The organism is Gemmatimonas sp. UBA7669, from assembly GCF_002483225.1.
Classification (GTDB): domain Bacteria; phylum Gemmatimonadota; class Gemmatimonadetes; order Gemmatimonadales; family Gemmatimonadaceae; genus Gemmatimonas.
This window is the reverse complement of sequence record NZ_DLHL01000055.1, coordinates 109,488-134,205: the sequence shown is the minus strand read 5'-3', so window position 1 is coordinate 134,205 and position 24,718 is coordinate 109,488. Positions and strand designations below refer to the sequence as shown.

Annotated in this window: 20 protein-coding genes; 6 read left to right on the top strand and 14 right to left on the bottom strand. The window is 67.0% G+C overall.

What is annotated here, in order from left to right; genetic code table 11:
- Position 1: 1 nt before the first annotated feature.
- The 12 genes from B2747_RS17535 to B2747_RS17480 all read right to left on the bottom strand — a co-directional run bounded on the left by B2747_RS17535 (position 2) and on the right by B2747_RS17480 (position 16,383).
- The gene (locus B2747_RS17535; protein WP_291163988.1) at positions 2-2,290 is read right to left on the bottom strand and encodes a hypothetical protein; all 2,289 of its coding nucleotides are present in this window, start codon (positions 2,288-2,290) and stop codon (positions 2-4) included.
- Positions 2,287-4,407, bottom strand: coding sequence for a hypothetical protein (locus B2747_RS17530; RefSeq protein WP_291163985.1), 2,121 nt, complete (start codon positions 4,405-4,407; stop codon positions 2,287-2,289). The genes B2747_RS17535 and B2747_RS17530 overlap by 4 nt, the downstream gene beginning before the upstream one ends.
- Complete coding sequence (locus tag B2747_RS17525; RefSeq protein ID WP_291163982.1) at positions 4,400-5,968, bottom strand: tyrosine-type recombinase/integrase; 1,569 nt, start codon at positions 5,966-5,968, stop codon at positions 4,400-4,402. Before B2747_RS17525 ends, B2747_RS17530 begins: the two co-directional genes overlap by 8 nt.
- A 519-nt stretch (positions 5,969-6,487) precedes the next feature.
- On the bottom strand, positions 6,488-6,967 hold the full coding sequence (locus tag B2747_RS17520) for a type II toxin-antitoxin system PemK/MazF family toxin (protein WP_291163979.1): 480 nt from the start codon (positions 6,965-6,967) through the stop codon (positions 6,488-6,490).
- Between the two features lie 258 nt (positions 6,968-7,225).
- Positions 7,226-7,597, bottom strand: a complete 372-nt coding sequence (locus B2747_RS17515) for a hypothetical protein (RefSeq protein ID WP_291163976.1) — start codon at positions 7,595-7,597, stop codon at positions 7,226-7,228.
- A gap of 42 nt (positions 7,598-7,639) precedes the next feature.
- The gene (locus B2747_RS17510; protein ID WP_291163974.1) at positions 7,640-8,860 is read right to left on the bottom strand and encodes a hypothetical protein; all 1,221 of its coding nucleotides are present in this window, start codon (positions 8,858-8,860) and stop codon (positions 7,640-7,642) included.
- A complete protein-coding gene (locus tag B2747_RS17505; protein ID WP_291163972.1) occupies positions 8,857-10,335 on the bottom strand; it encodes a CHAD domain-containing protein in 1,479 nt (492 codons plus the stop codon). Before B2747_RS17505 ends, B2747_RS17510 begins: the two co-directional genes overlap by 4 nt.
- On the bottom strand, positions 10,325-10,546 hold the full coding sequence (locus B2747_RS17500) for a CPXCG motif-containing cysteine-rich protein (RefSeq protein ID WP_343125921.1): 222 nt from the start codon (positions 10,544-10,546) through the stop codon (positions 10,325-10,327). The genes B2747_RS17505 and B2747_RS17500 overlap by 11 nt, the downstream gene beginning before the upstream one ends.
- A gap of 99 nt (positions 10,547-10,645) precedes the next feature.
- The gene (locus B2747_RS17495; protein ID WP_291163966.1) at positions 10,646-12,151 is read right to left on the bottom strand and encodes a TolC family protein; all 1,506 of its coding nucleotides are present in this window, start codon (positions 12,149-12,151) and stop codon (positions 10,646-10,648) included.
- Between the two features lie 5 nt (positions 12,152-12,156).
- A complete protein-coding gene (locus tag B2747_RS17490) occupies positions 12,157-13,506 on the bottom strand; it encodes an HlyD family secretion protein (RefSeq protein WP_291163964.1) in 1,350 nt (449 codons plus the stop codon).
- Between the two features lie 3 nt (positions 13,507-13,509).
- Positions 13,510-15,756, bottom strand: coding sequence for a peptidase domain-containing ABC transporter (locus tag B2747_RS17485; protein WP_291163962.1), 2,247 nt, complete (start codon positions 15,754-15,756; stop codon positions 13,510-13,512).
- A 180-nt stretch (positions 15,757-15,936) separates the two neighbouring features.
- Positions 15,937-16,383, bottom strand: coding sequence for a hypothetical protein (locus B2747_RS17480; protein ID WP_291163960.1), 447 nt, complete (start codon positions 16,381-16,383; stop codon positions 15,937-15,939).
- A gap of 116 nt (positions 16,384-16,499) precedes the next feature.
- Here B2747_RS17480 and B2747_RS17475 point away from each other — a divergent pair, with 116 nt between their 5' ends.
- Entirely contained in the window at positions 16,500-17,234 is a 735-nt protein-coding gene (locus B2747_RS17475; protein WP_291163959.1) for a hypothetical protein, read from the top strand.
- Between the two features lie 16 nt (positions 17,235-17,250).
- Here the strand turns inward: B2747_RS17475 and arfB are convergent, their stop codons facing one another.
- Positions 17,251-17,685 carry an alternative ribosome rescue aminoacyl-tRNA hydrolase ArfB gene (gene arfB / locus B2747_RS17470; protein ID WP_291163956.1) on the bottom strand — a complete coding sequence of 145 codons (435 nt, stop codon included), beginning with the start codon at positions 17,683-17,685 and terminating at the stop codon, positions 17,251-17,253.
- Between the two features lie 10 nt (positions 17,686-17,695).
- Complete coding sequence (locus tag B2747_RS17465; RefSeq protein WP_291163953.1) at positions 17,696-19,051, bottom strand: hemolysin family protein; 1,356 nt, start codon at positions 19,049-19,051, stop codon at positions 17,696-17,698.
- A gap of 126 nt (positions 19,052-19,177) precedes the next feature.
- On the opposite strand from B2747_RS17465, the gene B2747_RS17460 reads away from it, so the two are divergent.
- From B2747_RS17460 to B2747_RS17440, 5 genes are all read left to right on the top strand, one after another.
- The gene (locus tag B2747_RS17460) at positions 19,178-20,908 is read left to right on the top strand and encodes a two-component system sensor histidine kinase NtrB (RefSeq protein WP_291163951.1); all 1,731 of its coding nucleotides are present in this window, start codon (positions 19,178-19,180) and stop codon (positions 20,906-20,908) included.
- Positions 20,905-22,284: a sigma-54 dependent transcriptional regulator gene (locus B2747_RS17455; protein WP_291163948.1), complete on the top strand. Its 1,380-nt coding sequence runs from the start codon at positions 20,905-20,907 to the stop codon at positions 22,282-22,284. The genes B2747_RS17460 and B2747_RS17455 overlap by 4 nt, the downstream gene beginning before the upstream one ends.
- Positions 22,284-22,646, top strand: coding sequence for a prepilin-type N-terminal cleavage/methylation domain-containing protein (locus B2747_RS17450; protein WP_291163945.1), 363 nt, complete (start codon positions 22,284-22,286; stop codon positions 22,644-22,646). Before B2747_RS17455 ends, B2747_RS17450 begins: the two co-directional genes overlap by 1 nt.
- Before the next feature lie 305 nt (positions 22,647-22,951).
- Positions 22,952-23,329 (top strand): type IV pilin protein, encoded by a 378-nt coding sequence (locus B2747_RS17445; protein ID WP_291163942.1) that lies wholly within the window; start codon positions 22,952-22,954, stop codon positions 23,327-23,329.
- Between the two features lie 153 nt (positions 23,330-23,482).
- Complete coding sequence (locus B2747_RS17440; protein WP_291163940.1) at positions 23,483-24,685, top strand: sensor histidine kinase; 1,203 nt, start codon at positions 23,483-23,485, stop codon at positions 24,683-24,685.
- Positions 24,686-24,718: the final 33 nt, after the last annotated feature.

Sequence of the window (24,718 nt, the reverse complement as noted above, 5' to 3'; positions counted from 1 at the left end):
GTCACTGGCTCTCGAGGATGGGCAGCCCGGCGCGGATCCGGTCCTGGACCGCCCGCGCGCCATCGCGGGAGGCCTCGAGGATCTGGACCTGGGCCCGACCCAGCTTGCCGTGCATGCGCTCGAGGCGCTCCTGCGCTTCGCGCTCGTGGTACGACCATGCGGGCAGATGTGCCTCGGTCTGCACCGCATTCGCGCACTGGAGCGCCGAGCAAGCGCTGATCAGCGGACCGGACGCCTTGGCCGCGTCGTTCGCGTCCTTGCGGCAGAGCGCGGACGCCGGATCGTAGAAGCACCACGTGAGCGGGCCGTGATAGACGCGATGCAAGCGATGCTTGAGCAGGCGATCCAGCTCGGTCTCCGAGAGTTGTTTGCCCTCGAGTTCCTCGACGATCACGCGCAGCTCCTCGTTGAGACGCTCGCCGCGCCTGCCGGTGTAGCGCGTGCCGTGGCGGTACCCGTCGAGCAGGTCGTGCATGAGCTCCATCTCCGCGACGTCGCGCTTCGCTTCGGTCTCCCGCAGCAGGTTGCTCGCCGCCCGGCCCGAGTAGCCGAGCAGTGTCCGCATGTTCCGATGTTTCGCTTGCAGCGCCGCCGAAATGACGCCGCCGGACGTGGCGAGCCGCCGGAGCAACGACTCGCGCAGTTGGTGTGGGGCGAGGCGCCACGCCTCGCCTTTCCAGACGGGGATGGGACCCGCGGGCAGGGATGGCAGGTGGTCCGCTGCCGCATGCGCGTCGGCGATGGCGTTCACATGGCGCACGAACCCATTGAGTTGCCCAGACACATATTTGTTCTTGAGCGCCTTGTACCGCGCGCGGCCTGGCAGCACTTGGTAGTACAGCGGGCCGCTTGGCGCGAGCCGCCCCCGCGACGTGGCGGCCTGCACGGTGCGCAGTCGCTCGAGCACCGCCACCGCGTCATGCACGAGGTCGTGCACAGGCCACGTTTCCGCACGGCCGCCCGGGTCCTGATCCTTGTGGAGTGCTGCGCGGATGATCGGCACTCGGTCGAGGCCGTCCTCGGTGTCCTCCCACGCCCGGCACCCCGTGACCTGCGAGCTCACTTCGGAGATGCGCATCCCGGAGTAGAAGGCGTTGAGAACGAAGCACGCCGTCTGGAGCATCACGGCTTCCTTCCAGGCATCGTGCCGCTCGAGCCCCCGGCCACGCGCGGCCACGAGCGAGAGCACGCCGGACTCGCGTGCGCGCCGTCGCGCGACATCGACATCGGTGCCCAGCTGGTCGAGGACGCGGCCCCACCCCGACCACGCGACCGCCGACTGATGCTGCACGGTGGTGTAGCCCATTTCGAGGTAGACCACGTCAATCGCGACATCGTCTTTGTGGGCATGCTCCGCGCTGGCAAAGCCCACGTCCGGCCACGCGGACGGGGTGCGGCCCGCACTCGTCGGCAGTCCCAAACCCGCCCGGCGCAGGTGCGCGAGGTAGGCTTCCCGGCGCACGTCGGCGGCGCCCTTGGACTTCCGGACCGGGCCGACCACCGACCACGCCGCGGCGGGCCGCTCCGCGCGGGCCACGGCGGCGAGGATCTCGTCCGCCCACTGCGTCACGTACAGCTCGGCCCACTGGAGGAGCGGCGCTAGGACTGGGGCCGGGACCTCGGGGGTGAGATTGTCCATCGGCGTCACGTACCCGGCGATGACGTCGGCCTTCTCGTACCCCCACGGATCGACCAGGAGGGTGTCGTCCGACAGATACTGCCGCGCCATCGCCAGGCGCTGGAGCGCGATCACCGCGTTGCGGACCGCCGCCACCGACCCGTCTTTGGAGTGGCGCAGGATCGGCAGGAAGCGGTCGAGGTGGTCCTGCGTGACCTCAGCCCACCGCCGGATCCCGAACAGGGCCTCGAGGTCGCGGTAGACCGCCCTGAGGTAGCGGAGCTCACTTCGGACGGTGATGGCCTTCGGGGTGCCATGTCCCGTCAGATCGAACCGAAGACGCGCCCAGCCGAACTCCTTGGCCGCGAGCCGGGCCGCCGGGTCGCCGATGTCGGTGAAGTGGATGTTGCTGGTCTCGGCCTCGCCGGGCAGGGTGATCACGGGCGCGAAGTCCCAGACATCGTCGCCAAAGCGCGCCGTCGCGACGGCGTGCGGTCGTGTCGGAATGTCCTCGAAGACGAGGTCGTCGTCGGCGACGCGCCGGGGACGTGGGGCGCTCGGCGTCCCCACCGCCGCGGTCAGCGTGGCCGCGGCCGACGTCGCGGCCGTCAGTGTCGATGATGGCAGCGGGGAGATGACGAGTGCCGATGCGCCAGACGTGGGACTGGTCACAGGTGGGCCCATTGCTGGAGCGCGGGCCCGAGGAACAGCAGCTCGCCGTGGTGCGACTCGGCGAGCACGCGCGCCTCACGCAACAGCTTCTTGGGATAGGTCATCAGGATGCCAAAGACGATCTTCGTGTAGGCGGCGCCGTACGTCGCTTCCCAGGCCTCGGCGCTCATCAAGGGACGCTGCTTCAGCAGGTGGTTCACGAAGGCGATGATCACCGGCAGCTTGCTCGGCGGAATCAGCGCATTGTCGCAGTCGAGACACTGCCCCGTCGGACTGGCGGGGCACGGCGTCCCCTTGGGCGCGAACGGGGACTCGGTGAAGCCCGTGCACTTGGCGAAGAACACATCGACGTCGTTCGAGACCAGCGCATGCGCGATCACCGGGAGCGGTTTGCGCGTCCGGGCCGCGAGCGCTGCGGGGTTGGCAAGTGCCGCGCGCTCCTCCTCGGGCGTGAGCACGACCGACTTGACGCTGGTCGGCCGCATCCCCTTCATCGCCTCGTACGCCAGCTTGTTGTGCACCTTGACGGCCGCCTTGACCTTGGCGTAGCGGCCAATGTGCACGACCGCCGTGTGGTCGTCGGTGAGCGCGCCGAGCGCGCCACCGGTCGCGCGCGTCACCTCGACCTTGTAGTTCTTGCGAAGCCGCGAGGCCTGCAGGTCGAGCGGCGTACCGTCGTCCTCGCGGAGGTCATGGCGCGCGACCCATCCGGGGAGCAGGTCGAGATTGATGACGACGGGGGCGGTGATGCCGGCCATCGCGCTGCGCCCTGGGACAAACGACGGCACGCGGCCCATCTGGCCGGCGCGCATGTCCTTGCTGTTGCGCCCGGCCAGGCACCACCAGAGGTAGTCGCTCGGGCTGTGGCAGCGGAGTGGCGCCGTGAGCGCGAGGACGGCGCGAATGAGGCCGCCCGGCGTGGTGAGGCTGCCGTCGCGGAGCCGGACGGGGATGTACTTGTGCTTCGCGCGGTGCTTGAGATATGACAGCGTGAAGCGGCCGTCGGCGACTTTCTCCATGCAACGCACCGACAGGCGCAGCGCGTTGGCGAGTGGGACGCCGCTGGTCAGCAGAAACAGCAGGAAGAAGGGCAGCAGGTCGACGACCGAGGGATAGACCAGGCACTGTGCTTCGTAGGGCGTGCACTCGGCATCCGAATTCAGGTACAAGCGGTTGTACTCGGAATCGCTGATGCCAATGAGCGCACACCACTCGGCCTTGTTGCGCGGCCCGAGGTGGTACGCGGCCCACGCGGCATTGGCGCGGATCCCCCATGCGTCCGGGCCGAGCAAGCGCGGGTCGGACCCGGCGGCCACGAGCGCCGGCACCTCGTCGGTGAACCGCGCGAGCACGGCATCGATGTCGGCGCGGCAGGCCGCGCGAAGGGCGCGGTCGACCCGCTTGGCATAGGCCTCGCGCGGCACCGTGCGACCAGACGTGTCCTCGGCACAGGCCCGCGGCTGGTGCGGATCGATGCGCTGGAGCCGCTGCCACGTCTCGCGCTCGTAGGCGAGCGACCCCACCTCCTTGAGCACGGAGAACGTGACGCGCACGTCTTCGCGCCAATTGGCGCCCCGGCGCTTCTCCGCGGCGACGAACGCCTCCAACTGCGCCGGGGTCAGCGTCTTGGGTGACAGCGTCGCGGCCGCCGGACCCAGCGCGTCGGCCAAGCGATGGAGCTGCCGCACCGCCCAGGCGCCTTTGTCGACGTCCACGCGAAGGCGTGTCAGCCAGCTTCGGAAGGCGCGCGCGAGGGCTTGGGTCATCGCGGAGCCAGGCAGCCCCGTAAGGTCGACGTCGTGGCGCACACCATTCGTCGACGTCGCCTCGAAGCGCAGCGACGCAATGGACGGTGCCGAGGCGACGGGCACCGGCAAGGCATTGAGGTCGAGCCGACGGCCACGGCGCGTCGCGGGTTGGACCACCGGGGCGGGCGCAGCGCCCAAGGGTACGGGCAGCACGGCGACCACCGGAGTGTCGCGGTCTTCAGCACGGCCGTGCGCGGCATGGACGTGCGCGGCGTCGCTCGACCCCCGCGCGTCCGGGTCGCGGGAGGCGCCTGCCGGCCGCAACTCGAGCACATCGTCCAGCGTCTGAAGAGGGAGCCCGTCACTCATCGTCGAGCCCGAAATCGCGTGCGAACCGGGTCATCGCTTCGTTGGCGAGGTCCTGCACCTCCTCGAGGTGCTGGAGATAGATCCACGTCGATTCCAGGCTCTGGTGTCCGAGCCGCTTGCGGAGGATGTCCAGCGGATCCCGGTAGATCCGACGCATGGCCTCCACGGACGTGCCCGGCGACCGGGTGACGTCGGTGCGTTCGAGCAGGGCTTCGATGCAGCGCTGCAGGAAGTGAATTGCGTATGTGTGCCGCATGTCGTGCGGATTGACATCCACCGGCCGGCCGAGGATCGCGCTGCAGCGGGCATTGGCAGCGTCAAACACGGAGTTCCACTCCTTCTCACTGAGCGGCAGGCCATGCTCGCCGACCCACAGCTGCGCCGGTCCGACGACCCGGCCCTGCTGGCGTTCGTAGAGCAGTCGGCGGAACTGCGGGTCGGTGGCGTCAAGCACGCGCGCCTTCGCGTCCCACGCCGGCACGGTGTACGTCCCGCGCTCGCCCAGCTCCACGATCACCCCGCGGTGGGGCACCCGGTACTCACCCGTGCGGTCCGTGCCTGCCCGGCGCAACGCGACCGCGTGCGCACGTTCGTGTTTGACGTAGCGCTGCAGCCGCCGGTAGATGCCGCGCGGGATGTAGATGGGCCGGGGGTTGGTGCGGCCCTTGACCGCCGCGGTGGCGAGCATGATCTCGGCGTCCGTCCCGCGGATCTTTCGCTGGGGCGCGCCCGCCGCATCATCGACACTGATGTCGAAGACCGATTCGGTGTCCGGGACCTCGCAGCGGAGCAGGCTGTTCGCCTCCGAGCGTCGCAGGCCGGTCGACACCAGCAGCTTGGCAAAGAGGGCGTTGCGTGCCGCCATGCGGCCCCGAAAGGCGGGGTCCGGCACGTAGCGCGCGCCGTCGTGGGCCCGGGCCCGCCGGTCTGGGTTGAGGGTCATGCCCTCAAGCCCGATGTGCAGGTAGTCGGCCCACTCGTGGGGCTCGAGATACTTGGGCGGGCGCGTCGACCGCCGGGCCGCCAGGGCGTCCTGCATGACGGTCACCTGTTGATCGAACGCGCGCCCATGGCCGGCGGCGACGGCGATCACCATCTCACCCTGCTGCATCCGAAACGGCATCTCCTGCACCAGGCCCTTGCGTTTCGCCCATGCAAACAGGTGGTGCAGGGCGGACAGCTCACGGTTCCACGTCGGCCCCGAGACGGCCCACCCACCACCCGATTGGTCCTGGCGCACCCCGTGGTACTCGAAGAGGTCGTCCTCGGTCGCGGCGAACCACGGCCGGGGCACGCGGCCGCGAACGGTATCAACGCGCTCGAGGTAGTGGACGAACCGTCGCACGTCGTGCGCGTAGTTGTACCAGGTGTACGGGGACTTGGACTTCGCCGAGAGCGAGAGTTCCTGAACCCACGCGTTCAGGTGCTCGTCGTACCGCCCGGTCGCCGTAATAAAGATCGGGACGCCCTCTTTCAGGCCTGAGGCCTCGGTCAGGGCGCGGGTGATCGGGGAGCCGTCCGAGAGATTCCAGCCGTCGGACTGCCAGACGAAGAGGTGCATGGGCCGGTGGGAGGGGGAGCGACCCTGGAGGGGTGGGGCAGGCTCAGCGGTGCTCGGCGAGTATACGGCGGCGAGACACGGATGGCCAGCGACCTAAGAATCCGTCCCGGCCTTGTAGGCTCTCGGCCGAGCCCGCCGGCAGCGGGGCCGGGGGACGCGTCCGGCGCGGCAGGCATCCGGGCATTCCAGGCAGCCTCGCTCCCGCGAAGGGGCCTCAGGAGCCTAAGGAGCCCAAGGGTCGTCCGGGATCAACCGGGAAGTGCCCGGGGCGACCGGCGCCTGCCCCGGCCCGCAGCGAGGCCCTGTAACGAGGCAAAGACGCCACGCCGCAGCGGGAGGAGCGCCCCAAATGCCCCGACGATCATCGACGCCGAGGCTGAGTCAACCGGCACCCCTAGAGGGGCAAAACAAAGACGAGGCCACTTTCGTGACCTCGTCTCGGAAGCCCTTTTCGGGCGTACGAAGCAATAGGGGTAAACCTATCGCGGATTCCCTTGCCTCTCGGCGCAGGGAGTGACTTCAAGGTACGGTAAGAGCGGCCAGCCGGCAAGGGCAGCCAGTGACGCCCGTCAACTGGCCACCGAAGAACCCGGACGACGCCGCCAGCCGGACCCTATGAAGTTCGTCCGCATCCAGCCGAATCTTGAACTGCTTGCCCCGCCGGATGATCAGCGACAAGCGGCTCCGGGCCACGGCGTACAGCATATCACACTTCGCCCAGCTCGTCACGGTGGCCGCCTGCCACGGGCTCACGTTGGCGGCGAGCTGGACGTGATGGGGAGCCTCGACATGGGGTGCTGTGCTGCTGATGGGCACCACCAGGATCGTCGACCCCGCCGACGTCAGCCGGCTGCGAGAGACCACGATCACCGGGCGAATTTTGACCATCTCCGGCGGGAGCAGGTCGCTGAAGTCGCACTGGTAAACTTCGCCAGGACGCACCTTGTGCGACCGCGGCAGATCCAACCACAAACTATTACGCCGTGCGGCGTTCGACATGGGAGGCGACGGCAGAGGAGGGAGAAGGCGGCGACGCGCACCGGATAAGCTAGCTACTGCCCAAGAGACACGCGCCTCATGCGATCTAAGGGCAAGAGAGCAAGGGCGTGAGACTCCCCAACCTTCGGATATACTCAATGGCTTCCGCCGCCAGCGCGCGGGTTTTGAAGAACCGCGCGGCCCACAGCCATTTGTCGAGCCGGACCTTACCCGGCGGCGACTCGTCGTCTGCCTCTTCATCCTGCAGCCGCCCCCGACTCATGGCGTGTCGCTCTCCGCGGAATCCTCGGCCTGCAATGCCTTCTGCTCCGCACTCGTCACTTCGCGCACGCGGGTGGCCGCGCCAATGAACACGGCGCGCACAGGAGGTTGCTTGGCGTTCTGTGCGTGTCGCTCCAACACCGGCACCAGAGCCAGCAAGTCGCGGATCAGCAGTTCCACATCGTCGTGCGTCGGCAGCGCGTCCAGCATGGCGACCACGGTGTCGCAGGCATTGGCCATGGCGTCACTGGTGGCGGCATCAGGGCCGGGCATGGAGCTGCCGGCACGCAGCTGCGCAACACGCTCGCGCAGTTGCTGCGCGTCCTGGGTGAACCGCTGCTGCAGGTACGTTCGGGCGTCGTCGGCCATGAGTTTGTGAAGCAGAGTGAAGGGCGTGGGACTGGCGAAACGTCAGGAGAAGTCGGCGCGGCCGAGTCCCAGCTCCTCGCGTGCGAGGCGCCAGGCCTCGAGCCAGGCATCGGCCACCACGCGTGGACGAAATCCAAGTCGGCGCGAGCGCGCCGCCATATCGTCCCACCACCCAAAATCGATGGCGTCGACGACATCGAGCAACTGACCGAGCGGCTGCGCACGGTCCACCAGCACGTCCTTCAGCACCGGGGGCAGGGCCAAGCGTTGCGCAATGACCGGCGACGGCGCACCCAACGCAAACTCGAGCGTGGACAGCAGACCGGCCAATACGCGGGCGCGTGGATGCGGCGCGGTGTCGAGGGCGGCGCCGACGCGTTCGCAGAGTCGCGCGCGGCGCAGCGCCAGAAACGCGAGTTCGGGATCGTTGGCCGCTTCGCCAATGAGTCGCGCGGTGACGGCCACGAGTCGCTCGATGATGGCATCGCGGCCCAGCATGGTGAGTGCATGCGTCACCGAGCGCGGGCCACGCACGCCCATCGCAGCAGATCCCATGGCACGCAGCAGTGAGCCCGCCACGTGCGGGTCGTCGCGTACGAAGGCGTCGAAGGTGGCATCAGGCGGCCGGCCGTCGGAGAAGGCAGCCAGCATGGTGATCGCGCGGATGATGCTGTCTTCGGTGGTGCGGTCGGGCGCTACGCCCGCACCACGCGTGAGTTGGCGCCCGGCATAGAGTGGTACGCCGGCGGCCAACACGCGCTGCCGGGTGACCCGATCATCCACACCACGCACGAGGGGGCGCAGTCCGCCTTCGGCAAGCAGCCGCACGCGCGCTTCGAGCAAGGCCGGCGGCGTGCGCGCGGCATCGAGCACGATGGTGCTTTCGGTGAGCGAGGGCGGCAGGGGTTCGCCTTCGGGAAAACCGAGCAGGGCGAAGTTGAAGCCGGTGCCGATGAGGCGATCGACGGCGCGGCGCGTGGCCACGTCCTCCAGCGCGTCGGTGGCAATGAGCCACACCGCATCGAGCGAGGCGAAGCGAGTGATGGCGCCGTCGCGGACCACCTGCGGGGTGACCGGCACGATGAGACTGCGCGCCGCAAGACGCGAGAGCTGCGGGAGTTGTTCGAGAATGGCGCGCGCTTCGTCGTCGGGCCCCACCGGCTGACGGCGCATGTCATCGGGAAAGCCGCTGACGGCATAGCCCACCACACGTTCGCGGCGATCGCGCAGCGGCGCGAGCGAAATGAGCAGATCGACGTTCACGCGTCGGGCCGAGCCATCACGGCATTGAGGTAGGCCGGATCGTCCGTCACCTCGCGCTCCACGAACGGTGCCAGCCAGGCCGGCACGACGGCCTCATCGTCGCTGCTCCGCAGCTCCACCTCGGCCAGAACAAGGTCGCGGTCGAGGAAGACGTCGATTTCCCAGACATGATCGCCGTGCGGGACCGAGTGGCGCAGTTTGCGAATGCGGGCGTCGCGTGTGAGCGGCCACATGGCCTCGAACAAGGCGTCGCTGGTGGATTCTTCGATTTCCACGCGCGCGCGCGTGGGACCGAACTTGATGGTGCGCGTACAGCGCACACTGCCATCGGGCCGCGTACTGCGCCGCAGGCGTTCGCGCAGTACGGTGCCGGGAATCCATCCCTGATCGATGCGTGTGGGCGGCACCTGGCGCGCCTCGGGCGGCAGGGCGCGCAGCAGATACTTGCGTTCGATTTCCTGCGGCAGACCCTGATCGGACACGGGACTGCCCTCGGCTTGCAAGGCCTGGGCGGCACGTTCGAGCACGGTCAGCGTGTCCTCACCTCGTGCATGCCATGCAGACGAGAAGGCGGCGTGATGCGCCAGCGCCTGATTGCGCAGGGCGGAGGCGAGTGCCGCATGGCCCTGTGACTGCGCCAGCTCGGCCAGCACCACGGCATCGCGCATGGCACCCAACTGATCCTGCGCCCGTGTGGCCACATCGAACCACGCGCCCAGCGCGGGGCGCGACTTGGCGAACGGGGCCAGCAGGGCACGCTGTCGCTTGAGGCGAATGCGCAGGGCGTGCAGCGCGTCCTGCGATTCCACGTCGGTGGTGCCGGACAGCTCGCGGCGCAGGCGGTGCCCCGACTGCTGCAGCCGCATGGCCATGTGCCGAGCAAAGCGCAGCCCGGCGGTATCGCGTCCCACCGTGCGCTGCGAGCGGTAGGTCATGAGCCGCCGACGCAGTTCGTCTGCGTGCGCGTCAAGCAGACGGGAGAAGGCCTTGTCCACCTTGCGCGCCGATGGCCGCGGCGCATTACGCAGCCAGACGATGAGTTGCCGGGCCTGTTCGCGGGCCGCTGCATCGAGCAACTCGCTGTTGGCTTCGAGCCACTCGCGCTGCACGTCGGCGTCGCGCGCCGCATTGGTGGCGCGCCCAAGGCGGCGCAGGTCCCGCAGCATCCGCTTGCTCGCCACACCGTCGAGCACACGCGCGTTCTCGCGCAGTGTGGCACGCAGGCGCCGCAGGGCCACGCGGGCCTTGTGCAGGACCTCCGCCTGATCGCCCGTGTGGTCTTCCGGCGCGGCGTCATTCGACGTGGGACTGGCCGTCTGGTCCAGCGCACGTCGCCACTGATCGCGGGCCGTCTCAAGCTGGTGCAACCACCAGAGCGCCAGGACACGCGCGCCCTCCGGCGCCGGGAGAGACAGCGCGTCGCCCAGCAACGTCTGCAGTGCGCTGGGCGGCAGCGGGTCTACCTCAATCGTCATGACCGTCCTGGTCGTCGCTGGCGTCCACGTACACATGCGCCGTGCCGTCTTCGTCATACTCCACCGACACCACCCACGGCCGGCAGCACACCTGGCAGTCCTCGATGTACTGCTGCGTGGACCCCGAGCCCGGATCGAGCGTGATTTCGACCGTCTCGCCGCAGTAGGGGCAGGACACCTCACCCGACAGGTCGGCCACGCCGTCACCCATCGGAAACTCGTCCTCCAACAGCGACTCGTCGTCGAACGCGTCGTCACCCAGGTCGTCGAACGACCCGTTCCACTCCTGATCTTCAGCCATACGACAAAACTAGCGCCCGATCGTCAGCAATGTCCGGTCGCCAGTGGCCACCGCCAGCGCGCCACGGGCCGAGGCCACCTTGCCCTCGAGCGCCGCCAGCTTGCCCGCCTCATCCAGCACGAGGCGTTCACGCAGGTTGAGGATGAGCAATGTGCTTTCGCCATTCTCGAACCGCACCTGCTCGGCGTCACGCAGCAGTCGTGCATTGCGCACGTTGGCCTCCTGCGCCTCCAAAAGACGTTCGAGATTGGCCAGGTCAAAGATGGACGCGCGCACGTCCACCTCGAGCCCACGGCGCAGCCAGTCGCGCTCGAACTCCTGGAAAGCCAGCTTGGCGCCGGTGGCGCTGAACTTGCCCGTCTCCTTGAGGTAGAGCAGCGGCGTGCTCAGGTTGAGCGCGGCCTTGTAATTGTCATCCAGACGGCCGCGATTGAAGAAGCCATCGGTTTCGCCGCGGGGGGCCACGCCGGCCAACTTGGCCTCGGCAAACGGCAACAAACCCTGCGTGGCCAGCAGGCGCTCGGCTTCGGCCTGCCGCACCTTGGCCTGCACCTTGAGCAACTCCGGATGACGACGCACGGCCAAGTCCACCAGGCTCGCCACCTGCGTGGAGTCAATGCCGCCTCGCCCAAGGCCATCGAGTACCGGTTTGGCCTGGTCGGGTAACGCGGCCGGACGTCCCTCGGGACTCCAGATGTGCGCGGTGAGTTGCAGCGTGGACACGTAGAACGCGGCCTCGGCTTCGAAGCGCGTCACCTGGCGGCGCTGGAATTCGAGCAGCGCCTCGATGGTGTCGATGGGCGCGCTTTCCCCATTGTTCACGCGCGCCCGCACGGCCTGCAAGCGGAACTCGGCCAGCGCCTCGCCTTCCTGCGCGATGGCACGACGGCGCCAGCTCTCGTACCAGTTGCCGTAGTCCTTCGCGGCCGTGAACAAGAGCTTGTTGACCAGCGCGATGCGCTCCGCGTCGCCGCCGTCGCGGGCTGCGCGTGCCTGCACCAGGGCCGTGCGCCGCTCATCGGTGATGATGCGCTGGCCGAGCGGAATGGACACACCGGCGCTGATGGTACCGTTGCCGTCGGTGCGACGATCGGGATTGAAGTAGCGCCCCATCGTGCGATCGTAGGCCACCGTGATGTCGGCGCCGACGGGAAGCGGAATCTTGAGCTCCGAGCTGAGATAGTTGTAGTACTCGGTACCCGAGGAACGCTTCTGATCCCAGGAGGCGGAGAGCTTGGGGTCAAAGGCACCCCACGCCATGCGCAGCTCGGCGCGCGCCTGTTCGGCGACCAGACGCGCCTGCTGCGACACGGGGTGGTTGGCGAGCACCTCGTCCATGAACTGCGGGAAGGCGTAGGGCACGCCGGTGGTGTCTACACGCAGCCCCACAAGTTGACTGGTGCGAAGACGCACACTGTCGGATGCGGACGCCGCCTGCGCGCGCAACGCGGCGGGCGCAGGCAACCACGTGGCAGACACCGCAAGCAGGCCGCACAGGAGCGTACGCGCTGACATGCGACTCACTTGCCGCTGCCCTTGGCCGGCGCCTGTTCGTCACCGGCGACAAGGTTTGGCGAGGGTGCGTCGCCCGGCTTGATGGACAGCGGGAAGCCGTTGAGCTGACGCCAGAGCTCCCACCCGACGGTCACGTTGTCGAGCATGGCCCAACCCTCGGCACCGGTGCCGAGGCGCAGCTGCGCGGGCCATGGCTCGTCGTGCGAGGTATCCTGCACCAGCAGCACACGAAAACGTCCGTCGGCACTCGGGAACTGATCGATGACCGCCACCGTGGCGCCAAAGGTGCCGACCGCCACCTGCGGCCAACCCGAGACCTGCAGGGCGGGCCATCCATCGAAGAACACACGCACATGGCGACCGGGCTTGAGCAGCGCCACGTCCATGGGCTTCACATAGAGTTCCACGGCCTTCTGCGGACGCGCGGGCTGTACGGACACGATGGGCTCGCCGGCCTTCACGATTTCACCCTGACCGGCGCGCGTGGCGCGCACCACATAGCCGTCCTGCGGCGCTTCGATCATGTAGAACTCGCGGCGCAGCGTCAGAGCACCAACCTTGTCCCGCAGTTTGGCCGCGTCGGCGCGCCCTTCGCTGACTTCCGCCAGCGTCGCCGCGCGATCCGAGCGGGCCTTGGCAATCTTCTCGCCGTATTCGGCGGGAATGCTGGCCAGGTCCGTCTCGGTGATGGCCAGCATCTGCTGCTTCTCCACGAGTTTGGCCGTTGTCTGCTGCGCCTTCACCTGGAAGGACTGCAGATCGTTGACCGAGATCAGGCCCAGGGTGTCGCGAAAGAGTCGCTCGCGACGCCGCAACTGATCGCGTGCCACGCTGTCTTCCAGCTCAGCCTGACGCACCTCGGCGCGGTACTGCGCCAGCTTGTTCTGCGTTTGCTGCAGCTTGAAGTCGCGCTGCTGCTCGAGCTGCACGATCTGCGCGGCGAGCGCCTCGGCCTTGTCGCCCTTGTCGGCGATGGCGCGTTCCTTGGCATTCAGCTGCGTTTCCGTGAGCGGCAGGACCTGCGGATTGAGGTACTCCTCCTTGATCTCGGAGATGCGAACGATCGAATCGCCCTTCTTCACGAACTGGCCTTCGCCCACGTACCAGGCCTCGATGCGACCGTCGATACGGGACTGCAGTTGCTGCGGACGATCCGACGGGCTGAGCGCCGTGACCACGCCGTTGCCCTGCACACTCTGCTGCCAGGGCAGGAACAGAATGGCCACCAGCGCCACGAGAATGCCGATCAACCACCGTGACACGATGCGGCTGGTGTTGGCCTTGCCCAGCAGCGTGGTGGTCTCGAGGGGCAGGTGCTTGAGTTCGCGTTCAATATCGATATCGGAGATGCCCATGGGTCACGCTCCGGGGGTATAGGGCGTTTCGCTGACGATCTCGTGCAGCAGCGCCGCACAGACCGGGTTGGCTCGCAGGGCATCGAAGCGGCCTTCGGCAATCACCGTGCCCTGTTCCATCACCACCACGCGGTCGAATGCGCCCAGCAGCTGCGGGTCGTGCGAGACGGCGAGTACCGTCCACGGACGGGCCCGATCGGTAAGCAGTCGGATGATGTGCGCACGGGATGCACCATCGAGGTTCTGGAAGAAATCGTCGAGCACCACAAGACGCGGATTCCCCACGATGCCCTGCGCGATGAGCAGCTTGTTGGCGAGATGTGCCGGCAGGTTGCGTCCGCTGTTGGTGATCTCCGATCGCACGCCCTGTGGCAGACGCTGCACTTCGTCGGTGAGATCGAGCTCGTCGAGCGTGTGCTGCACATCGAGCGGCGTCACGTGGGCGCGCCCCACCGTGATGTTCTCCTCGATGCTGCCGTCGAACAGGTCGCTCCAGGAGAGCATCTGCCCGATGCGCGCGCGCAGCGCCGGTCGGTCGAGATCCCGCAGCGTGATGCCGTCGAAGCGGATGGTGCCGTCGTAGTCTTCGATGAGGCCGCCGAGCAACTTGAGCAGTGTGCTGCGTCCCGAGCCGTCGACACCCATGATGGCCACGCGCTCGCCGGGCTGAATGCGCAGCGTGATGCCCTCGACCGTGGGGTTGGACGCGCCGGGATACCGGTACCGCAGGTCACGGGCCTCAATGGCAATGCCGCGATTGGGCGCATGCTGTGGCGCCGCCGCCGGCGCGAGGCCGCCGCGGCGTTCGAGCGGCAGGTCACTCACGAGGCCGGCCTTGTCCACCGAGGTGAGCACGTCGTACACGGTGGCGAGACTGGCGATGAGCTTCTCCACGCCCACCAGCACCGTGACGATCACCACCTCCGCCGCCACGAACTGTCCGAGCAGCAGCTGATTGGACTGCACGAGTGCGGCGCCGAGAATGAGCACGGCCGCCGTAATGAACGTCTTGAATCCGATGAGCGCGATGGTCTGCTTGACGAGCACCGCGAAGTGCTTCTTGCGATACTTGAGGTAGCCGGTCACCACGTCGTCCATGCGTTCAACGGGCAGCGTGGAGTCGCCGGCGTACTTGAACGCGTGGAAGGCGCGGGCCATTTCCTCCAGCCAGTGCACGGCCTTGTACTTGTACTTGGATTCCACGATGGACGTCTCGAGTCCCTCAGGACCCGTCCAGCGCAGAATGAGATACAGGATGGCCACGACGACCACCGCAAACACCGAGAACCACGGGCTGTACAGCGTGAGCAGGATGAGCCCGAACAGCACGGTGAGCAGCGCCGTGGGCACGTCGATGAGCAGCTTGTAGATGCCCTTCTGGATGGCCGCCGCTTCGAAGAGACGGTTCATCTTCTCGGGCAGATTGGACTCCACCCAGGCGCCGTACTTCATGCGCGGCACACGGAACGCGAACTCGAGGGCCATGCGGGCAAACACGCGCTGCTGGATGCGCTCCACCACCCGCAGAATGCCGATCTGCAGCACGCCGGCCACGATGGTGCCGAGAATGACAAACGAAATGAGCACGACCACCGGCTGCAGGAAGAGTCGCCCCTGCACGAGCTGCACAATGCCACCGACGGCCAGCGGCAGAATGAGACTCAGGCCGCCGGACAGCGTGGCGTAGAAGAAGATGGTGAGAATCTCACGGCGTTCGCGCCCCAGCATGGCCAGGGTGCGATCAAGCGGTGAGAGGGGCTCGATGGGGTCGTCGTCCTTCTCGTTGCCAATTGGACTGTGTGGCGCACCGAGGCCCCGCACCGACGTTGCCGGCCGGAGCGCCATGGGGGCGAGCGCCGGATACGTGCCGCTGTGGCCCGTGTCGCGCAGCAGGCGCGCCGCGAGGCCCTCGGGCGCATCGACCACGCGTTCCTCGGTGCCATCGCGCAGCACGCGCGTGTACTCGATGCTGTCGTCAGGGCCGCGTTGCAGCACGATGCCATCGTTGCCGTTGGCACAGAGCAGCACGACCGGAACCTGGGCTTCATCGATGGCTTCTCGTATCTGGTCCGCGGTCAGGTCGCGGTCGAGATAGCCCACATCGACTGCGCCGCCAATGGAGCGGACGCGATCGGGCAGCGGGTCCTGAACGACCACCTGACGGGTCAGGGCGCGCCATCGCGCCTGTTCGACGTCGAGACCGAGTGCGGCCGCGACGAGTTGATTGATACGCGTAGCCTGTGCAGACATGCTGGCAGTGTATGATGCAGACGGTGGTCGCGCGAAAATTCCGGGGAAGCAACAACGGGAGCCCACGCACCGCTCCTGTCTCGAACCGCCGCTGCGTCGCTGCGCGCGTTGGTTCGGATACACGTCGGCGGGTGGCCTGTGCAATCGCCGGCGCGACCACACGTACCGCCGAGGTTCAGGTCAGTGCAGGTGCTGTGTGGGCGGAGCGCGGCTTCCGCCGACCCGCCCAACCCGGCTCTCCGGATGGCGCCACGCGGCGTCCACCTGAAGCTGTTCCGTCCGGTACAACGGCGCGAGCGTCGGAATGCTTCCCGGCTCAGGGACAATGGCCGCGAAGGGCAGGGAGTCACGACCTCCCCGTCGCTGGCAGGCTCGATACCACGCTCGCCGGCGGCCTGAGGGTTCGTCCGGTACCTCGTGCAGCGACACATCAAGCAGCCACGACATGGCACCCGCCGTCTCGCTCCACGTTCCGTTGGGCTGCGTGTCATTCGCAGAGAGCTGGACCATCGTATCCAACGCCGCGACCTCACCCATGGCGTGTGCCGCCACCGGCGAGACCAGGCTGAGCCCGAGTATCGCGAGGGCCAGCCGCAGGGTTAGGAACAGTCGGTCCAGTTCGGTCATTGCGGCCGAAGTATGACGAGGGAAAGGTTCGGGATTCAAGTGGGGACTTGAGAATCGTGACTCAAGCCGAGCGTGGCGTTGTGACACCTTTGGGGCCAAGTGGCGTACTGCAGCATATGATCCGCATCTCTCGCGCTGTCCTGCCCGTTCCAGGAATGGCGATACTTGGCGTCGCGGCGCTGCTGCTGACGTCCCATGAAGTCCAGGCGCAGAACGGCGCGCCATCAGGCCGAGGCTCCTTCGGAGCCCATTTGCAGGTGTCCGAGCCCAAGGGCGACTTTGCCCGCAATACGGACAACGGATTTGGTATCGGCGGCTACGTGCTGGCCGGTCTCGACGAAAACAAGATCATCAACTGGCGGGCGGACGCGTCCTTCGTGACCTACGCCAACAGCCGTCGGCAGATCCCGCTGGCGGGCACGGGCGGGCTGATTCAGCTCAACCTGCGCACCAACAGCAGCATCGTGTCCGTGGTAACGGGCCCGCAGCTCCTGGGGCCCACGGGCGTCTTCACGCCCTACGCCTCGGCGCTGGGTGGCTTCTCCGTCTTCTGGACGGAAAGCACCGTGGAGGGCACGCAGAACACGAACACGCCCTTTGCCAGTACCACCAACTCCAGCGATGCCGTGTGGGCCTACGGCGGTGCGGTGGGCGCATACATCCGGGTGTACAACGGCCGCAATCCGGTCCGTCTCGACCTGGGCGCGCGCTTCCTGCGCCACGACGACGTGCGCTATCTCAATGACGAGCGCGTGCGCGACGCATTCGAGAACAATCGGCCGGCCGTGCCCGTGCGTGGGCGGGCCGACTTCATCACATACTACGCCGGTGTGAACATCATCGCGTGGTAACAGTGGTCAACACGCGTTAATCGTGACCATCCCGCCGCCGCTCCTGCTTGGTCTCGGAGCGGCGGCGTTTTTCATCCAGCCGACGCTCCACGGACCCACGTGTGGGCTTGGTGGCCTTGCGCGTACGCGGCACGATGAGCGCACGCTGCACCACCTGCTGCAAACGCTCCAGTGCCGCGCGCCGGTTCTGCTGCTGACTGCGATACTCGCCCGCCACAATGCGCAGCGCACCGTCGCCATCGAGGCGACTGGCCAGCTTTTCCAGCAGGCGCGCCCGTTGCTCGTCGCGCAGCGCGCGACTCGTGCGCACGTTCCACACGATGGCCACGCGCGTCGCGCTCTTGTTCACATGCTGTCCACCGGGCCCGCCACCCGAAATGGCCCGCACCTCCACCTCGCTGAGCGGGATGAAGGTGCCCGGTGCCACCGACAGGTCGCTTTCGATGCTCATCAGGCCGACCTCACGTGGTCTCGGCCGCCTCGGCGCGCTTGTGCACCCGGAGTGCGGCAACACGGCGGCCGTCCATGGCCACCACCTCCAGCTCACCGCCCGGATAGCTCACCCGGTCGCCCACCTTGGGTAGACGGCCCAGCGCGGCAAACGCGTAACCACCCAGCGTGGTCCAATCGCCTTCAGGGATGGGCAGGCGATGGTCGGAGCGCACATCCACCAGCGACAGCGAACCCGCCAGCTCCAGCACGCCGTTGAACACGAAGGCGTCGCGAGACTGCAGGTCGTATTCGTCGGCAATATCGCCCACGACTTCTTCCACCAGGTCTTCCATGGTCACGATGCCGGCCGTGCCGCCGTACTCGTCGAGCACAACGGCCAGATGCGCCCGCGTCTTGCGCAGGTCATCGAGCACACGCTCGGCGGCCCGCGTGGCCGGCACGAACAGCGGCTCGCGCAGGTGCTCTCGCAGCTCGAACGTTTCCGGATGCTCGGCCAGCCAGAAGTCCTTGGCCAGAAACACACCCACAATGTCATCGGCCGTGTCGCGGTACACCGGATAGCGCGAGTAGCGCTCGCGCCGCAGGATCTCCACCAGCTCCTCGCGGTCCACGTCTTCCGCAATGGCCACCATTTCGGTGCGTGGGCGCATCACGTCTTCGGCGCGCTTGTTGTGGAAGTCGAACACGCCGGCCAGCATGGCCGAGTCGGACTCATCGAGCGTGCCATGGGCACGCGCCTGCATGACGAGCAGCCGCAGCTCCTCCGGGCTGTGCACATGGCCGCCTTCGCTGGCTGGCTGCACGCCGACCATGGCCAGCATGCGATTGGCCGTGCCGTTCAGGAAGCTGATGAACGGCGACATGATCTGCGAAAAGAGCATCAGCGGCCGGGCCACCCAGCGGCTCACGTCTTCCGGCATGGCCAGCGCAATGGACTTGGGCGCGAGCTCACCGAGCACGATGTGCAGGAAGGTGATGACGAGAAACGCCACCGCGATCCCGGCGCCAGTGTGCGCCGCGCCGGGCGGCACGTCCACCCCCACCGCGTGCAGGGCCCGGTCCACCAGCACCGCCACCGCCGGCTCGCCAATCCAACCCAGCGCCAGCGACGCCAGCGTGATGCCCAGCTGGGTTCCCGAGATGTAGCGATCGAGCTGGCTCAGGGCCCGCTGGACCACCAGGGCACTCTTGTCGCCGTCGGCCACCATCTGGTCGATCTTGCTGCGACGCGCCCCCACAAGGGCGAATTCTGCTGCCACGAAAAAGGCATTCAGCAGGACAAGGATGAGCACGAACAGGAGCCGGACCGATATGGTCCCGAAGGTCAGGTCCGGCTCAATGGACAACGAAGGGTCGGAAAGCATGACGAAAGGAAACGATGAAACGACTGGTTCGTCCAGATAGTGCAATCTGCAAGACCGCATGGCATTCCGCGCCTCTTGCATTCTGCACGAATCCGTTTTTCAACCGTTCCCGGCACCCGGACCAGCGTGCGTTACACGCCGGCGTTTCCGCAGGACCCCATTCAGGAGCTGCTCGAGCCATCCCGCGTGCTGCGCTGGGTGTGGCTTGGACGCATGGCGTTGGCCTCCGCCATCCTGGTGGCCGCTGTGTTCGTATGGACGCAGGCCGAGCCAACGGACACGCTGGTGGCCACCCTGGCCTTTGCCGTGGCCACCTTCTCCACAGTGGGTTCGGCCCTCTATGGCACCAACGGCAAGCCGTTGGGGCGCTTGTACTTCGCGGGACAGTGCGTCATTGACCTGCTGCTGGTCACCAGCATTGTGCACATCACCGGCGGCTGGAGCTCGCAGTTCGCCGCCCTCTATATTCTGGTCATCGCCAGTGGCGCGCTGCTGCTGCCCATGCGCGGCGGCCTGGCGGTCGCGGCCGGCGCCTGCGGGCTGTACGCGGCCGACGTACTCTGGTTGCGTGGCGGCTCGCCCGGTCTTGGCTTTGCCGTGCAAACGGTGGTCTTCATTGTCGTGGCGCTGGGGACGGGCTTTGTTGCGCAGCGCCTGCGCCAGGCGGGCTCGGGACGTGAAGCGCTGGCCGCGCAGTTGGCCAAGGTGCAGCTCGAAGCCGCCGACATTCTGCGCACCATTCGCTCCGGCATCCTTACCGTCGATGCGCAGGGCCGTTTGCTCTACGCCAACCCGGCCGCATCGGACCTGCTGCAACTGGACCTGCGCGCCTACATCGGGCGGCCCGTGTTGCCCACACTGCGCCGCGTCTCGCCGCAGCTCACCGACCTCGTGGAGCGCAGCGCCCGCGATGGGGTGCGCACCACACGCGCCGAAGGCGTCATTCGCCGCGGTGATGAAGACGTGGAGATCGGTGTCACCACCACCGTGGCCGATGGCATCCGTCCAGATGCCAGCACCACGGCCACCGCCATTTTTCAGGACATTTCCGACAGCAAGCGGCTTCAGACGCTGCATGTGCGCGCCGAACGCCTGCAGGCCGTGGCCGAGCTCAGCGCATCGCTGGCGCACGAAATTCGCAATCCATTGGCCAGCATTCGCAGCGCCACCGAGCAGTTGGCGCGCCGGCAATCGCTGCGGGTGGCGCAGCAAGGTCAGACAGAAGACGAAGACGAACGCATCTTGCACGGCCTCGTTGTGCGTGAGGCCGATCGTCTGAGCCGCCTGCTGGCCGAGTTCCTCGACTTCGCGCGCGCGCGGGTGACCCACACCGCGTCCCTGGATCTCGGAGCCTTGGTGCAGGCGGCAGCCACCCTCGCGGCCTCGCATCCCGATCGCGGCGAGAACGTGCAGGTACAGGTGGATGTCTCGCCCGACTTGCCGCCGCTCACTGGCGACGAGGACCTGCTGCATCGCGCGGTGTTCAATCTCGTGCTCAACGCCGTGCAGGCAGTAGGCCCTGCGGGACACGTGTTTGTGACGGTGTCACGTCATGTGCATGACGGCGAAGGCCGCAACCATCGCGCCATCGCCGGTGAGTTGCTGGCCATCACGGTCACCGACGACGGGCCGGGCGTGCCCGATCACCTGCGCGGCCGCCTGTTTGAACCCTTCGTGTCGGGCAAGGCCAGTGGCAGTGGTCTGGGCTTGCCAGTGGTGCACCGCTCGGTGGAGGCGCATCGCGGTCTCGTGACCGTCGACCACCTGCCCGTGGGAACCCGCTTTACCATCCTGCTGCCCACCGCGCGGGCTGCGTCTGACACTTCATCAGTTCGTGCAACCGGAGTTGCTGCGTGATCGCTCCTGCCACCGCGGATCTGCCGCGCGTTCTCATCGTCGACGACGAATCGGGCATCCTCGATTCGCTGCGCATCCTGCTCAAGTCGGAAGGCTTTGCGCCGCATGTGGCGCAGGGCGGACGACAGGGCATTGAAAAGTTGACCGAGCTGCAGCCGGACATTGTGCTCACCGATGTCCGCATGCCCGATGTCACGGGTGTGCAGGTGTTGAGCGCCGCTCGCCAGAACGACCCGAACATGCCGGTCATTCTCATGACGGCACAGGCCACGCTGCAGTCGGCCATGCAGGCGGTGAACGAGGGCGCGTTCTACTACATCCAGAAGCCGTTCCGCAACGACGAGCTGGTGGCCATTCTCCGGCGCGCGGCCGAGCATCGCAAGCTGCGCATCGAGAACCAGGAGCTCAAACAGGAAATTCGTCGCCGCGAGCGCAACACGGCCGGTCGGCCCATTGGCCGCAGCAAGAGCTGGAACGATGTGCTGCACCTGGCCGAAACCGTGGCGCCCACCGACTCCACGGTGCTCATCACCGGCGAGTCGGGCACGGGCAAGGAAGTCATCGCGCGCTACATCCATGAACTGAGTTCACGCGCACCAAACAACTTTCTCAGCATCAACTGTGGCGCCCTGCCGGAGTCGCTGCTGGAGAGCGAACTGTTCGGCCACGTGAAGGGCTCGTTCACCGGTGCGGTGAAGGACAAGACCGGTCTTTTTGCTGCGGCCGACCAGGGCACGTTCTTTCTGGACGAAATCGGCGAGACCACGCCGTCCACGCAGGTCAAGCTGCTGCGCGTGCTGCAGCAGCGTGAGATCATTCCCGTAGGTGCGACGGAATCGGTGCCGGTGAATACCCGCGTGCTGGCGGCCACCAATCGCGAACTCGAAGAAGAAATCAAGCGCGGCGGCTTCCGTGCCGATCTCTACTATCGTCTCAACGTCATTGCCGTGCACCTGCCGCCGCTGCGTCAGCGCGCCGATGACATTCCGCTGCTGGCCGAGAGCTTCCTCAATCGCTCGGCCCTGCTGCGCGGCGAGGATCCCAAGGTGCTGGGAGAAGACACGCTCGACGCCATGATGGCCTACGCCTGGCCGGGCAACGTGCGTGAGCTGGAGAATGCACTCGAGCGCGCCGTGATTCTGTCGTCGGGGCATGTGGTGCGGCCCGAGGCCCTGCCCGAACGGGTCACCTCGCGTCGTGCTGAACCGCTGGTGAGCGAACGCGCCCCCGTCACGCCAACACTCGAAGCCATCGAGCGGGCCTACATCCAGTGGGTGCTGCAGAACGAGGGCGGCAACAAGAGTCGCGCCGCCGACATGCTGGGAATTGATCCGTCCACCCTGTATCGCAAGCTTGCCCGCTACGGAGATGCCTGATGTCACAATCCCATTCGCGACGCCGCGCCGGATTCACGTTCATCGAAATGCTGACCGTGGTCGTCATCATCGGTCTGCTGGCCATGCTGGGCATCACCAAGTTCGGTGATTCCAAGCGCCGGTCGCACTACGCCACCATGAAGGCGGATCTCAAGCGCGTGGCCACGATGGCGGAGACCGTGTTCTCCCAGGACCAGTCCTACGCCAATTTCACCCCGCCGCTGGGCTCACAGGGCGTGACGCTCTCGTTCACGCCTGCCGGTCAGGGCTGGACCGCCACCGCCAGCCATACGGCGCTGCCCGGCGTGCAGTGCACGCTCACTTCGGGCCCCAACATCAAGAGCAGCACTGTCTGCAACTGATGCCGCGTTGCACCGCGGGCCAGGGGAGATGAACAGCGCCGTCACAGCCGTGACGGCGCTGTTTCGTTGCCGGCACAGGGCGATTGGGCAGGCCGCGACTGGGGGATTGCACGCTGCAAGGAATCTTGCGAAATCCGAGCGCCGTCGCGAGGACCCAATGCGCGTAGAAATGATGCAAGTCGTTATGTGGCAACAGCTTTAATTGGGGCCGCCGTGCTGGCAAGGCAGTTGCCATTCTGCATGGCGTCGAAGGGCGCGTCACCTAGGACGAGCCCGACGCACCAACCCCCATTGGAGATTCCACCATGAAGCGCACTCGCAAGGGTTTCACCCTCATCGAACTCCTGATCGTCGTCGTCATCATCGGCATCCTGGCCGCGATCGCGATCCCGAAGTTCGCTGACACCAAGAAGAAGGCCTACGTCACGGCCGCCAAGTCCGACCTGAAGAACCTGGTCCCGATGGGCGAAGCGTTCTTCTCCGAGGGTGGCACGTATTTGGGTTGGACGGTCCCCGCGACCTACGGCTCGGAAGGCATGGTTGTGGCTGTGACGCCGGCGGCTGACGGTTGGAGCGCGACGGCCACGCATGCCGCCTCGGGTGTGGTTTGCCAGATCGCGGTGGGTGCCGCGGCTGTGGCGCCGATCGAGGAAGGCATCCCGTACGGCGCGGCCTGCAAGTAAGCCACCGGCTTACCGCAGCACGCAACACGGACAATCCAACAGCACGGCCAGCCACGGCAGGCCACACTGGTTGGGGGGGAGGGGTCGGGCGAAAGCCTGACCCCTTTGCCGTTTCCGGTTGCCCCACTCGCGCCGAGGTTGCATCCTCCCCGCGTGACGGAAATCAAGCGGCCCAGCATCCACGATCGCCTGCAGCGCGTGCTCGTCCTCGCCAGCAGCGGTCTCATTGTTGCCATTATCACCACCATGTGGTTCACCGAGCAGCTGCCCGCTGCCATCCGGTGGCCCATCGTCGTGCTGTTGGTGTTTCTCATTGCCCTCGTGTCGGCCAGCATGCTGCAGAGGCAGGTGGCCGAACTCATTGAGCAGCCGCTTGGACACTGTGTAGAGGCCGCCGACGCCATGGCCAAGGGCGACTCGTCACGCACCGTCCCGCCGGCCAGCACCGAGGAGTTCAACCGCCTCGCCGACAGCATCAACCGCATGACCGAGCAGATGAACGCGGCCACGCAGTCCAGGCTGCGGGTGGAGAAACTCGCCACCATGGGGCGCATTGCCGCCGGCATCTCGCACGAAATCGGCAATCCGGTGTCGGCCATTGCCAACTATGCGCACCTGCTGCGCATGCGCACACGGGACGTGCCGGGCACGGCCGAGCCCATCGATGCGCTCGAGCGCGAAATCACGCGCATTGATCGCATCATGCGCGGCCTGCTTGATTACGCGCGTCCGCGCCGGCTCACTCCCAAGCCCATCGTGGTGGACGAGGTCATCGAGGACGTGCTGCGTCTCCTGGCCGATCAGGGCATTGTGCGGCGCTTCCGTCTGGACCGCGAACTCGAGGCCCCGGATGGCGTGGTGTACGCCGAGCGGCATGATCTGGAGCAGGTGTTCGTGAACTTGCTGCTGAATGCGGTGGATGCGATGGACCGCGAGGGCGACATCGTCATTCGCTCGCGCATCAACGAGGCCTCGGCCTTTACTGAGTCCATTGAGAAGCGGCGCACCGACCCGGAGCCGCAGCGCTGGGCGCACCGGCCCAGCAAGCGCGCCATCGCCTGGCTGGCCAGGCCCGAGTCTCCGTCGCGCTTTCTGCAGGTGGTTATTGCCGACTCGGGCACCGGCGTTTCGCCCGAAGACGAAGAGCGCATTTTCGAGCCGTTCTTCTCCACCAAGCAGCCGGGGAAGGGCACGGGCCTCGGACTCGCCATCGTGGCCAGCACCATCGAGAATCTGGGCGGCACGATTTGGGTGCAGCGGGCCCGCGAAGGTGGTGCGGCCTTTGTCATTCTGCTGCCGCTGCACGCCAGCGGCTTGCGACGTATCGCAGCCGATGTGCCGCCCGCGTTCCCATGACACAACGCGCAACGTTCTGATGACATGATCTGG